The following is a 12,345-nucleotide window of genomic DNA, read 5'->3' as shown; positions in this document are numbered from 1 at the left end:
GTCAAGCAAGGCAGGGCTGGAAACGCTGTCCAGGTTTCACCAGCCCCACCGCTGAGGTTGGCCGTCGTTATTGATCGGCTGGAACGCCTTCCTGGACGAGAATGGCGCGAGCCAGGTCTTCGTCGCTTGCGTTGTTGAGGTCGGGGTGCTCCTGCCGGAGCTGTTTGAGAACCGATTCCAGATAAGCGCCGCGAATCGTACCGCCACTGGCCACGAAGCTGGAGGCGTCATCACGGGCGGGAATCATGAGTTTGTGGTCCTTGAATGTTGAGTACAGCGATGCGGAAACCCCGGCTGAGGTGGCGACATCGCCTGCGTCCACCTTGGCCATTGCAGAGCCGAAGGGTAAACACAGCAACAGAGAAGAAACGATAATCAGACGGCGCATGACGGTGTCCTCTGCAAGCGTGAAGCAAAAAAGGAAGTACCTCATCATTTAGGATGCATGGCGGTCACCAGGAGTTCCCTGATGGTGAAGATTGACACGGGTGCAGTCGGATAATCATTTTTCCGGGACCGGGTTCACAAGGTCCGGACTGTTGGCGCTGGCTTGCCAGTGAAGGCGGTTATGGGAGCGGCGCGATATCCAGAGGCGACATGGGCGGCAGGCTCCCGATGCCTATCGTCTTCGTGGTCAGGGCCATGCTGTTGGCGATATTCTCCTGCCTGATCGATTACCGAGAGCGGGAGCTGGTTTGACATGAGGGCAGGGCGGGTGAGCGTCGATATCGACAGCGTGGTGGTTGGGGCCGGAGTGGTCGGGCTGGCGGTGGCCAGGGCGCTGGCCATGAGCGGGCGCGAAGTGATTCTGGTCGAGGCCGGCGAAGGCATAGGCGTGGGCATCAGTTCGCGCAATTCCGAAGTGATCCACGCCGGCATCTATTACCCCGGCGGTAGCCTCAAGGCGCAGTTGTGCGTGGAGGGCAAGCAACGCCTCTACGCCTTCTGCGACGAGCGTGGCGTCAGCCATCAGCGCCTGGGCAAGTTGATCGTGGCCACCGATGATGCCCAGCGCACGGCGTTGCAGGGTTTGCTGGAGCAGGGCCGGCGCAACGGTGTCGATGACCTGCAATGGCTGGAGGCGAGTGAGGCGCGGGAGCTGGAACCGGCGTTGTCCTGCGTCGCCGCGCTGTGGTCACCGTCCACCGGCATCGTCGACTCCCATGGCTTGATGCTGGCGTTGCAGGCCGATGCCGAAGCCGGGGGGGCGTCACTGGCGTTTCATACGCCGCTGTTGTCGGCGCGTTGCCTCGAACAGGGTTTCGAGTTGCACATGGGCGGTGCCGAACCCATGACCTTGAGCTGTCGCGAGCTGATCAACTGTGCAGGGTTGTCTGCGCCCGAGGTGGCAAGCCGCATCGCCGGCCTGCCTGCGCAATACATTCCAGAGGCGCGGTTGTGCAAGGGCAGCTATTTCAGTTTCAGTGGCCGGGCGCCGTTTCGCCATCTGGTGTATCCGGCACCGGAAAGTGCCGGGCTGGGTGTGCACATGACCCTCGACCTGGGCGGCCAAGCGCGATTCGGGCCTGATGTGGAATGGGTCGATCACCTCGACTACCGCGTCAATCCATCGCGGGGCGACGGCTTTTATCAGGCGATCCGGCGTTACTGGCCGGGGTTGCCCGATGGCAGTCTGCAACCGGCCTACAGCGGTATTCGCCCGAAAATCAGCGGCCCGAACGAACCGACCGCCGACTTTCTCATCAGCGGCCCGACTCAGCATGGCGTAGCGGGATTGGTGAACTTGTTCGGCATTGAATCCCCAGGCCTGACCAGTAGCCTGGCGCTGGCCGATCGGGTACTGGATACGCTCGCGCAGTAACCACCGTACCGATGATCAGCCACAGCACCGCGGCGTGGGGATAGCGCTATCCTTGAGAGATGCGCTCTTCGCCATCGGAGAAGTCTGATGATCAACGTACGCACTGCCCGCCTGCTTGCCGATTACAAACAATGGGCCAACCAGCGCCTCTTCGATAACCTGGCGCAGCTGCCGCCGGGCGAAGTCGAAAAACAGCGCGCTTCAGTGTTCAAAAACATGATCGGCACGCTGAACCACATCTATGTGGTGGACTGCATCTGGCAGGCTCACCTCGAAGGCCGAGGGCACGGCTTCAAGACCTCCCACGAATTGGTGCATCCGGCCCTGACCGACTTGCGTCTGGCGCAGCAGGACGTCGATCACTGGTACAGCGACTGGACCGCCCGGCAGGCCGATGCCTCACTGGACAAACCCGTCCGGTTTACCTTTCTCTCCGGTGAAAGCGGCACCATGAGCGCCGGCGCGATACTGATGCACGTGGTCAATCACGCCAGCTATCACCGTGGTTGGGTGATCCAGATGTATTTCGAGATTCCGGCCATGCCACCCATGACGGACCTGCCGATCTACTTGCGCGAGACAGATCCGCAATTCAATTCGCTCAATGTCCCGATGGTGGCGCCGACATGTGCTCCACAATTTTCGAGCGCAACCAACGTTCTGCCGGATCGTTATCGTTGACGCCGTTCCAGACCATGGACAGTTCGGACAGCTTGATCTCGAACGGCGCATCGTCGGCACGCAGTTGGGGACTGCCTTCGATCAGCGCGCTCGCCGCGTAATCCGGCACCGTTGCCAGCATGTCGGTGCCCGCCAGCAAGGCGCGCAGCCCGGCAAATTGCGGCACGGCCAGCACCACCCGGCGCGAGCGGCCGATGCGGGCGAGGTCGGTGTCGATCGCCCCGGTCAGATCCCCGGAAAACGACACCAGCGCATGGGGACGTTCGCAGAATTCATCGAGCGTCAGGGGCCCGGGGCGGTTGTCGCCGCGCAGGATCTTGACGCTCAAGTCCCGCAGTTTCTTGCGCTTGGCATTGGCCGGCAATTCCGTGGTGTAGCTGATCCCGACGGTAATCTCGCCGGTGGCGAGCATCGACGACATCAGCAGGAAATTCACCCGCCGCACGACGACCACAACGTTCTGCGCTTCTTCGCGTATCTGCTTGAGCAACGGTGGAAACAGACCGAATTCGGCGTCGTCGGACAGGCCGATGCGAAACACGTCACGGCTGGTGGAGGGGTCGAAATCTTTGGCCCGGCTGACCGCGCCGGAAATGGTGTCCATCGCCGGCTGCAGTTCCTTGAGAATCACCAGGGCGCGCGGCGTCGGCTCCAGGCTACGGCCGTTTCGCACCAATAGCGGATCGTCAAACAAATCCCGCAACCGCGCCAGCGCCGCGCTGACCGCAGGCTGGCCGAGGAACAGTTTCTCTGCGGCGCGGGTCAGGTTTTTTTCGAACATCAGGGTTTCGAAAATCACCAACAGGTTCATGTCCACGCGGCGCAGGTCGTTGCGGTTCATGGGAGGGGCTCGTGGGTTTGGGGTCTTTTCAGTAAAGCAGCAAACCCTGAGCCTGCTCTGTGGCCGGATGACTTGCGAGCTATTTGATCGAACGGCTGAACTTAATGTCGTCTCGTAACTTCTCTAAAAGATGCTTGTTGTTTAAGAAGCAAATTGGAAGTGTTGAGAGAAAATGTGGCGCCTCTGCTTATTAAGTATTTGCTTTTGGGATTCGCGAATTGCGAGCATCCTTTCATTGTATTGTTCAGCAACCTCCGATGATATTGTTATCGGCTCGCCGTTTTTGGTGTGTGTTACAGGTCTATGCCTCGCTATGAAAAGCCTATTCCCCCACGCCTGGTCGGCTCGCGGCTGATCTCCATGCACATAGTCCAGTAGATTGATCTGGGCGCTTAGTTTTTCTTGGTTGGGGTAATGCAGGGTGGGTGGGAATTCATCTATTGGCAAGCTGCTTAGTGAGACACCAGACAAGGCGAGTTTTTTTCTTGCGATCATTTCCAGGTTTATGGGCTCTGTGCCTAGCATTTGATAGGCTTTTCTTTGTTTGAAATCGTTCTCAACTATGTTTTTGAGTGGTAATTTCATTTGACTTGTTATTTTATTGAATTCTTTTTTTGCGGCTCTGGCTTGACTGAGGCTAACATTTTTTTGACGTGTCAAGACATGTCCTTCAAGTACGTAATTTACTACTCCAGCAGAGGTTTTTTTTAGAAGTATTGGCTGGGCTATATGTCCCGTTGTGTCGACTTTATTTACAGGGTCACCCGAGCAATACGCATACGCATTCAACCCACCCTTACCAAACGGACTCAAACTGTCCGGACTGTTAAACCGCATCAACACCGGATTAAACGCTCGATAGCCATTACCCAGCAAATAGTGCCCGGTCAGTGGGTCAGGCCGTTCTCCATTGAACCCCATCAAACTCATCCATCCATTTGTCGCTTGGCGGTGACCATAGGGCGCATAGGCGATGGGTTGTGCCTGGTGGTTGGCTTTGAGTGTGTTCAGCACCGACCGTTGCTGATCAATCGCCAGCAGCGTGGTGGCGTGTTCGACACCCTGTTGCTGTTGTTGCGCCAGTAGCCAGTCACCGTGCTGGAAGAGGGTTTGGCGCAACGCCCCCTGAATTTCAGTGGCCAGTCGGCTTTTGCAGTAGAAGCGCTGAAGGGGTGGCGCGTCGGTCAGCCCCTGGGCGGTCAAGCGGTCGAGGGCGTCGTAGCGGTATTGGCAGAGCGGTGTTGCGCGTGTTGCTGGCATGTTGGGCGCTCCCGAAAGGCTGGCGTGGTGGCGAACAGTATTGGGGGGTTCGGAACCTGCGGGAACTATCAGAACTGTTAGGTTTGCTGGGGGGGCAGAGTCGATGGTGAATGATCACCTGTGGGAAAGGTTTGTCGGAATGCAGGGTTTGGGGCCGCTGCGTGGCCCAGCGGGAGCGAGCTCCCTCGCCACAGGGTTGCGTGTTTATTCGGGAGGGTCGATGCGGTCCAGTGCGCGGTTCACGGCCAGTTCGCCGAGCATGATCACTTGTGCGATGCCCAGCAGGGTGTTGCGACTCGTTCCTTGCGTACGGTCCGCGAGGTCCAGGGTCATGACGTTGGCCGAGGCCAGGGATTCGCAGGCGTGGGCCAGCAGGGATTCGGTGTCGAGCTCGGGGTCGACGATGAACATGCTGCAGGGTTTGCGCGGGGTGGCGCGGATGTCGGCGGCGGAGGGGATGCGGTCGGTGGGTTCGTGGTGGTTTTCTGGATCGTGGTTTCTGGAATGTAAGGCGGGGTCGGTGTCTGGCGGGGTGGGTGTAGTTTTCAACATGGATGGAGCTCCTTGTGAATCTGAAGGAACCATCACCCTCGCTACCAAACGAAGGGTGGTGGCCATACGGAGGTTGGTAGACCGGCACACAAGAAAAACCGGCGCACCCGTAGGTGCCCTGCGCATGGCCACCATTAATGCAGGTGTGAAAAAACCTGCAAGAGGTGACGCTATGCGCCTTGTGTTAGGGCGGGCTACCAAACCCGATCACTGTTCTTTTCAGCGACCGGCAAACGATAGAACCCGCCCCCAAGGCGCACAAGCCGGCGGATTCTGGCGTACCCGTAGGCAACGACGCAAGGCGCTGTAGCTTTCACGAAGTAACGCTGACAGCCATTAAACAAATGCATACGGCTGACGCTTTCGCGACCCCGCGCTCACTCATATGCGGTGCTGACCCGCTTGCGCGAAGCCGGCGTGATTAAGGGCTGAAGCCTGTGAACAGGTCGAGCCGGGTAAATTGACCCTTGATCCGAGCGAAGCGCAACCAGAGGGTAATTTTCTGACGGGTCGCTACACTCTTTCCGTCCTTGACCGCGTGATTCCCGCAACCTTCTGGCAGGCGCTGCGTGACGCAAAACTCTTATCCGAGCGCGCACCGTTGCCGATCACTGGAGCTTGAGCATGAAAATCGATCTGAGTGGAAAACTGGCGATTGTCAGCGGCAGCACGGCCGGCATTGGCCTGGGCATCAGCCAGGCGTTGGCCGAGTCCGGCGCCACGGTGGTGGTGGTCGGTCGAGATACGGCCAAGGTCGAACAGGCCTTGGCGAGTATTCGCCAACAGGTGCCGGGTGCTCAACTGCGCGGGCTGGCTGCTGATCTCGGGACGGCCGAAGGTGCGGAAAAACTGTTCGCCGCCGAACCACGGGCCGACATCCTGGTGAACAACCTGGGGATCTACGAAGCGGTGGATTTCTTTGATACCCCCGACAGCGAGTGGACGCGCTTCTATGAGGTCAACGTGATCTCCGGTGTGCGCCTGTCCCGGCATTACGTGCCGGACATGGTGAAGCAGGGCTGGGGGCGGGTGATTTTCCTGTCTTCGGAATCCGGGATCGCGATCCCGGCCGACATGCTCAACTATGGCGTGACCAAAAGCGCCAACCTGGCGGTGTCCCATGGACTGGCCAAACGGCTGGCGGGCACCGGGGTGACGGTCAATGCGGTCCTGCCCGGCCCGACCTTGACCGATGGCGTGGAGCACATGCTCAAGGATGCCATTGCCCAATCCGGTCGCAGCCTGCAGGAGGAAGCCGACGATTTCGTGCGCAAGGCTCGGCCCACTTCGATCATCCAGCGCGTGGCCCATGTCGAGGAAGTCGCGAATCTGGTGGCTTACATCGCTTCGCCGTTATCCTCGGCTACCACGGGCGCCGCCCTGCGGGTCGACGGCGGTGTCGTCGACAGCCTGGCCATCTGAACCTTACTGATCAAGAGAGAACACGACATGGCATCTGCATCAGCCTTCATCGACATCCCGGCCTCGGCCGATCAGGTCTGGCAATTGATTGGGGGATTCAACTCGCTGCCGGACTGGCTGCCGCTGATTTCCAAGAGTGAACTCAGCGAAGGCGGGCGGGTGCGCCGCCTGCAAACGGTGGACGGCGCGGTTATTATCGAGCGCCTGCAAGGGTTCGATAACGCGGGCAAGACCTACAGCTACTCGATTGTGCAGGCGCCGTTTCCGGCCACTGAGTACCTGGCGACGATCAAGGTTGAAAGCCAGGGCGAGGGCGCCCGGGTAACCTGGTCTGGCCGGTTTGAACCGGTGGGGGTGAGTGACGAGGAAGTGGTGGCGTTGTTCGCCGGGATTTATCAGGGCGGACTGCAGGCGCTACGGGCCAATTACCCGGCCTAGCCTGGATCTGTGGGAGCCGGCTTGCCGGCGAAGAGTCCTTCCGGCCTTGCAGCGCTGCCACGGCCGCTTTCGCTGGCAAGCCAGCTCCCACAGGTTTTGTGTTTATCCTCAGGTCGGGGTAATCAAGCTCTGGCGGCAATCGATCACCAGCCGCGCGCCCCCGAGCTCACTGCGGTCTACCTCCAGCGTAAAGCCGTGCAGGCTGACAATCGCCGCGACGATCGACAGGCCCAGGCCGAAACCGCTTTTCTGATTGCCTGCCTCGGCGCGATAGAAGCGCTGGAACACCGCCTCGCGTTCGGCCTCCGGGATTCCGGGACCGGAATCGAGCACTTCGATGCGGGTATGCCCGCCCTGATTGACCCCTCGCAAAATCACCGCGCCGCCGGGCGGGGTGAACTTGATCGAGTTGCTCAACAGGTTCGCGATCGCCTCGAACAGCAACGCCCTGTCGCCCTTCAGGGGCGGCAATGACTCAGGCACGTGCAATTGAAAAACCAGGCCATCGTCTTCGGCCAGTGGCAGATAAAACTCATGCAGTTCCTGCAGCAACGACACCGGGTCGAGCTGCACAAAACCGGAACGGCGCTGGCGATCTTCCAGTTCGGAAATCCGCAGCAGGCCACGAAAACGCGCCATCAGGGTGTCGGCTTCGCTCAGTACCGAATCGAGTTGCGCCGCTTCGGCAGAGCCTTCACCGGCCTGCTGTTGCATGCGATAGAGCTGTGCGCGCAAGCGGGTCAGCGGCGTGCGCAGGTCGTGGGCGATGTTGTCGCACACGCCCTTGACCTCGTTCATCAAGCGTTCGATGCGTTCGAGCATGGCGTTGACGATGGCGGCGAGCATGTCCAGTTCATCGCGGCGATTGGACAGCGGCAGGCGCTTGGTCAGGTCACCGGCGACGATGGCCTCGGCACTGGCCTGAATCGCGCGAATTCGCCGCAGCGGACGGCGGCGCAACAAGTGCCAGCCGACGATGCCTGGCAGGATGGTCAGGGTCACGCCCCAGAACAATGCATGGAGAATGATGCGGGTGACGGCAAACAACGAGCCGTTGTCCCGCACCAGGACCAGCCAGCGACCATCTTCGGTTGGGGTCGCCACCGCGTCGCAGCTGTCGGCGGGCAAGGTCGGGTCGTCGGAGTCGGTGCAGTCACTGAGCATGTGGATCTGGCCGTCCAGCGGCAGGCCGTGGGGGATGTGGCGCAGGGCGCCGCTGAGGTAACGGTGCTGATCATCGAACAGGCCATAGGCGTCGATGCCGCGAATGTCGAAGGTCATGCTCACCGCGAGGGCGTCCACCAGTTGTTCGCCCTGAAAGCGCGAAAACAGGTGCTGACGTTGCATCAGCGAATGTTTGGCCAGGTTGTCCAGGTAAGCGGACACCTCGTAGTACATGACCCCCATGAGAATCCCGCTCCAGGTCACGAACAGCGCACTGTAGAGCGCCAGCAGACGACTGCTGGAAGAACGCCAGCCTTTAGACGGGTTCGGCAATGACATAACCCGAGCCTCGCACGGTTCGAATCAGTGGAACATTGCCCGGTGGGTCGATTTTTTTGCGCAGGCGGCCAATGTGTACGTCGATCAGGTTGGTGCCCGGATCGAAGTGATAGCCCCAGACCTCTTCGAAAATCATCATCCGCGACAGGATTTGCCCGGTGTTGCGCATCAGGAATTCCAGCAGCTTGTATTCGGTGGGCAGCAGCGTCAGTAACTCACCATTGCGGCTGGCTTCGTGGCTGATCAGGTTCAGTTCCAGATCCGCCACCCGCAACGTGGTGACGTGGGCGGTCACGGTGTTCTGGCGGCGCAACAGGACTTCGACGCGGGCGGCCATTTCATCGGTGGCGAAGGGTTTGGTCAGGTAATCGTCGCCACCGGCACGCAGGCCGCGCACGCGTTCGTCGACGTCGGAGAGGGCGCTGATCATCAGGATGGGGGTCGCCACGCCCATGGTCCGCAGCGTGGTGACGATGGCCAGGCCGTCCAGCTCGGGCAGCATGCGGTCGAGGGTGATCAGGTCATAGTGGCCGCTGACTGCGCGCTCCAGCCCTTCGCGGCCGTTGTCGACCCAGTCGACTTCGAGGCCGTGGCTGCTCAGTTCGGCGACAATTTCCCGGGCGGTCACGGCGTCGTCTTCGATGGTCAAGATACGGGTCATAGGCGGGCCTGATAAATCGGTTCAAGTCTGAGTTCGAAGCATTTTGCCAAGAATTGCCCGCGATTTAATAAATTAACTTTCATGTGGTCACAGTGCATTTAAGGAACATTGATATCATTGGGCCATAATTTCAACGGGAAGCTGCACCTTGCGTACTTTAAAGCCTGGCTGGATGCCGATGTCCCTGCTGTTGCTGAGTGTTGTCTGCTCATCGACATGGGCCGCCAATACACCGTGTTCTGGAAAGAAGGGCGGTGTCGCCCGTTGTGACGGTGAACTGTTCCTGTGTAGCGACGGCTCTGTCAGCGCTTCGAAAAAAAGTTGTTCATCTATATATGGCGGCCAAAGCCAGGCCCGCCCACAAGCACGTGTGCAGGAGGCCGATGGCTGCGCCTGCGGAACCGGTTCGTTCTGCACAGGGCCCAGAGGCGGCGTTTACTGCCTCACGCCCGCAGGCAATAAAAGCTACAGGCGCCGCTAGTTTTCGCAATGCAGAAAACCCGCCCGGGCTGGCCCTTTATTGCATCTTGCATGACCCCCGAAAGTTCAATCTTTGTAACCCGCTGAAGTTTAAAGACTTATCTGAAATTCGCGACTGGCATGGTCACTGCAATTGTTCATTCGAAGAGTTGTAACACCATCTTTCTGCCTGGAGCGATACAACGATGAATAGATCCTCTGATGGTTTCTATCCCGCCGCGGATGAATCGAGCACGCTCTCGGGTGTGTCCTGGGGGGCGATTTTCGCCGGGGCCGCGGCTGCGGCGGCGTTATCGCTAATCCTCGTGTTACTGGGTTTCGGCCTTGGGTTTTCGGCGGTTTCGCCCTGGGCCAATGAGGGGGTGAGCGCCAAAGGCCTGGGTATTTCAACAATCGTCTGGCTGGCCGCCACCCAGATCATCGCCTCCGGGGCCGGTGGCTATATCGCCGGCCGGCTGCGGGTGAAATGGGCGTATATGCACGGCGATGAAGTCTACTTCCGCGACACCGCCCATGGCTTCCTGGCGTGGTGCGTGGCGACACTCGTGACGGCGACGCTGGTGGCCGGTTCGGTCAGCAGCCTGATCAGCGGCGGGGTGCAGGCGGGGGCGAATGTCGCCGGTGGCGCGGCCAGTGCCATGACGCAAGTGGCCGGTACGGCTGCCGCCAATTCGGGCGGCGATCAATACGGTTACTTCGTCGACAGCCTGTTTCGCGATGATCGTCCGGCCGCCGTCAGCGATGACGCCGCCCGCGGCACCGTCACCCGCATCTTCGTCCGCTCCTTGAGTAACAACGGGCAACTGGCTGCCGAAGATCGTACTTATCTCGCGCAGTTGGTGGCGCAGCGGACCAACCTTACCCAGGCGGACGCTGAACGTCGTGTCGATGAAGTCTATGCCCGCACCCAACAAGCCGTGGCCGACGCCAAGCTGAAGGCACAACAAGCGGCAGACACGGCCGCTAAAGTCGCTGCCTGGACCACGTTATGGATGTTCGTTGCGCTGTTGGCCGGTGCGTTTTTCGCCAGCCTTGCCGCGACTTTCGGCGGTCGTCGCCGGGATGCCGTGGTGTATCTGGAAACCGATAGCTACGTCACCACCACCACAGCCATTCGTTAACTCAGGAGAAACACCATGCGCTCATTACTGTTGTTCTTTCTTGGTGTACCCATCCCGATCATCATTCTGATCGCGCTTTTCATGCACTGATCTTCCGGGGCTTGTGCCTCTGCCGCTTCTGCCTTTGGCAGAAGCGGCATTTTTGTTGGAGGCCAGATCAGGCGCCGCCTGTCTGTCAGTCAATCGGCGTACTGACAAACGCCTCAAGCCCTTCGGCATACTCGGTGAATGCAGCGATTCGTGGCCATTGCGCCCCGGCGACCTGATCCGGCACCACCAGGTTGGTAAAGCTCCAGGCCACGGCGAGGGTGAGTCCATCCTGATCAATCGAACCGTCGGTTTTCAGCGGGTATTTTTCCAGTTCCCGTTCCAGGGCTGAATAAGCCGCCGCCAGTTGTCCTTCGACCCGCTCAACCCAGGGTTCGTATTGAATCTCTGCCGGCCGTAAGTTGCGCTCGTAATAGAGCTGCACCGATTTTTCGCAGGCTGCCAACGCCAGCCCGATCAGGCGCAACGAGCGCGCACGTTGCTCGATACCCTTGGGCATCAGGCTGCGGCCAGGTTCGGCCAGTGCCTCCAGGTAATCGATGATCAGGGTCGAATCCATCAGGACTTCGCCATCATCCAGCACCAGCGTGGGGGCCTTGACCACCGGGTTGATCTGCTGGAACTGCTCGAAGTGCCTGAACACCGAAACCGATTCATGCTCCAGCGCAATGCCCAGGCGTTTGGCAGAAATGGCGACGCGTCGTACGTAGGGCGAATCCAGCATGCCGATCAGCTTCATTTAACCGCTCCTTGAAATAGCCACTTCGGGACGGACAACCTTAGCTGAGATGGCCTGGCGTGAAAATGGGAGCGTGCCGGTAGCCATTTGTCTTCTATATACCTCCGCTGGATTGAATTTCTTGCTATAAACGCACTCCGATGCCCGCCTTAGATCATTTTCGAGGCTTTGCCGGGAAAATTCGCTGTCTTTTCAGTTGCTGAGGCCTCAAGTCGGCCTTAGACTGCCGCCCCTCGTAAATTGAGTGCCGGGTGGCGCTTGGAACAAACGGCGCCTTTCCGATGGCCTGCCCAGGTCCGCCGGAAAGCTCCCTTATTCGCCTTAATGCACGTTTTTTTATAGAGATATCAATGACAAAGGACAAGTTGCTGGCCATGCCGGCGGATGACTACATGAATGCCGAGCAACATGCTTTTTTCGCCGAGCTGTTGCAGAACATGAAAGTCGAAACCCATGAGCGCATCGAACAGAACCGCATTGCCATCGAGAGCCTGGACACCCCGGCCGATCCGGCTGACGCGGCTTCCGTCGAAGAAGAGCGCACCTGGCTGGTGAACGCGATCGATCGCGATCAGCGCATGCTGCCTCAGTTGGAACAAGCCCTGGAGCGCATCAAGGAAGACAGCTTCGGCTGGTGCGATGACAGCGGTGAGCCCATCGGCCTGAAACGCCTGCTGATCAGCCCGACGACCAAGTACTGCATCGAAGCTCAAGAGCGTCACGAGCAGATCGACAAGCACCAGCGTCAAGCGTGATTCTGCAAGGCCACCCGTTTAA

General features: G+C 59.5%; 14 protein-coding genes and 1 pseudogene. 8 read left to right on the top strand and 7 right to left on the bottom strand.

Features of this window, described 5'->3' with window-relative positions; translation table 11 throughout:
* Positions 1 to 67: 67 nt before the first annotated feature.
* Complete coding sequence (locus tag GQ39_RS12005) at positions 68 to 388, bottom strand: DUF2388 domain-containing protein (protein WP_047538791.1); 321 nt, start codon at positions 386 to 388, stop codon at positions 68 to 70.
* Between the two features lie 327 nt (positions 389 to 715).
* Here GQ39_RS12005 and GQ39_RS12000 point away from each other — a divergent pair, with 327 nt between their 5' ends.
* Positions 716 to 1,822, top strand: a complete 1,107-nt coding sequence (locus tag GQ39_RS12000; protein ID WP_047530056.1) for an NAD(P)/FAD-dependent oxidoreductase — start codon at positions 716 to 718, stop codon at positions 1,820 to 1,822.
* Between the two features lie 87 nt (positions 1,823 to 1,909).
* Positions 1,910 to 2,503, top strand: a complete 594-nt coding sequence (locus GQ39_RS11995; protein WP_047530054.1) for a DinB family protein — start codon at positions 1,910 to 1,912, stop codon at positions 2,501 to 2,503.
* Here the strand turns inward: GQ39_RS11995 and GQ39_RS11990 are convergent.
* The 3 genes from GQ39_RS11990 to GQ39_RS11980 all read right to left on the bottom strand — a co-directional run bounded on the left by GQ39_RS11990 (position 2,424) and on the right by GQ39_RS11980 (position 5,156).
* Complete coding sequence (locus GQ39_RS11990; RefSeq protein ID WP_047530052.1) at positions 2,424 to 3,344, bottom strand: LysR substrate-binding domain-containing protein; 921 nt, start codon at positions 3,342 to 3,344, stop codon at positions 2,424 to 2,426. The genes GQ39_RS11995 and GQ39_RS11990 overlap by 80 nt on opposite strands.
* Before the next feature lie 141 nt (positions 3,345 to 3,485).
* Positions 3,486 to 4,604 (bottom strand): RHS repeat-associated core domain-containing protein, encoded by a 1,119-nt coding sequence (locus GQ39_RS11985; RefSeq protein WP_081997900.1) that lies wholly within the window; start codon positions 4,602 to 4,604, stop codon positions 3,486 to 3,488.
* Between the two features lie 204 nt (positions 4,605 to 4,808).
* The gene (locus tag GQ39_RS11980) at positions 4,809 to 5,156 is read right to left on the bottom strand and encodes a DUF6124 family protein (protein WP_047530051.1); all 348 of its coding nucleotides are present in this window, start codon (positions 5,154 to 5,156) and stop codon (positions 4,809 to 4,811) included.
* Between the two features lie 363 nt (positions 5,157 to 5,519).
* Here GQ39_RS11980 and GQ39_RS33320 point away from each other — a divergent pair.
* The 3 genes and pseudogenes from GQ39_RS33320 to GQ39_RS11970 all read left to right on the top strand — a co-directional run.
* Positions 5,520 to 5,778: pseudogene (locus GQ39_RS33320) on the top strand (hypothetical protein); the annotation flags it as partial.
* A 2-nt stretch (positions 5,779 to 5,780) separates the two neighbouring features.
* The gene (locus tag GQ39_RS11975; RefSeq protein ID WP_047530049.1) at positions 5,781 to 6,578 is read left to right on the top strand and encodes an SDR family NAD(P)-dependent oxidoreductase; all 798 of its coding nucleotides are present in this window, start codon (positions 5,781 to 5,783) and stop codon (positions 6,576 to 6,578) included.
* Positions 6,579 to 6,605: 27 nt separating this feature from the next.
* Positions 6,606 to 7,016, top strand: coding sequence for an SRPBCC family protein (locus GQ39_RS11970; protein WP_047530047.1), 411 nt, complete (start codon positions 6,606 to 6,608; stop codon positions 7,014 to 7,016).
* A 108-nt stretch (positions 7,017 to 7,124) separates the two neighbouring features.
* Here GQ39_RS11970 and GQ39_RS11965 read toward each other — a convergent pair whose 3' ends face one another.
* The gene (locus GQ39_RS11965) at positions 7,125 to 8,519 is read right to left on the bottom strand and encodes a sensor histidine kinase (protein WP_047530044.1); all 1,395 of its coding nucleotides are present in this window, start codon (positions 8,517 to 8,519) and stop codon (positions 7,125 to 7,127) included.
* Complete coding sequence (locus GQ39_RS11960) at positions 8,497 to 9,180, bottom strand: response regulator transcription factor (protein ID WP_047530042.1); 684 nt, start codon at positions 9,178 to 9,180, stop codon at positions 8,497 to 8,499. Before GQ39_RS11960 ends, GQ39_RS11965 begins: the two co-directional genes overlap by 23 nt.
* A 178-nt stretch (positions 9,181 to 9,358) precedes the next feature.
* Between GQ39_RS11960 and GQ39_RS33315 the strand changes: the two genes are divergently transcribed.
* Both GQ39_RS33315 and GQ39_RS11955 read left to right on the top strand, forming a co-directional pair.
* Complete coding sequence (locus GQ39_RS33315; protein ID WP_081997899.1) at positions 9,359 to 9,661, top strand: hypothetical protein; 303 nt, start codon at positions 9,359 to 9,361, stop codon at positions 9,659 to 9,661.
* 184 nt (positions 9,662 to 9,845) lie between these two features.
* Positions 9,846 to 10,781, top strand: coding sequence for a hypothetical protein (locus GQ39_RS11955; protein ID WP_047530040.1), 936 nt, complete (start codon positions 9,846 to 9,848; stop codon positions 10,779 to 10,781).
* Between the two features lie 175 nt (positions 10,782 to 10,956).
* Here the strand turns inward: GQ39_RS11955 and GQ39_RS11950 are convergent, their stop codons facing one another.
* Positions 10,957 to 11,568 (bottom strand): glutathione S-transferase, encoded by a 612-nt coding sequence (locus GQ39_RS11950; protein ID WP_047530038.1) that lies wholly within the window; start codon positions 11,566 to 11,568, stop codon positions 10,957 to 10,959.
* Positions 11,569 to 11,918: 350 nt separating this feature from the next.
* On the opposite strand from GQ39_RS11950, the gene GQ39_RS11945 reads away from it, so the two are divergent.
* Entirely contained in the window at positions 11,919 to 12,323 is a 405-nt protein-coding gene (locus GQ39_RS11945) for a TraR/DksA family transcriptional regulator (protein ID WP_047530036.1), read from the top strand.
* The last annotated feature ends 22 nt before the right edge of the window (positions 12,324 to 12,345 follow it).

The organism is Pseudomonas sp. 11/12A (assembly GCF_000800055.1).
In the GTDB taxonomy this organism is placed as follows: Bacteria; Pseudomonadota; Gammaproteobacteria; order Pseudomonadales; family Pseudomonadaceae; genus Aquipseudomonas; species Aquipseudomonas mohnii.
This window is presented reverse-complemented; position numbering and strand designations above follow the sequence as displayed.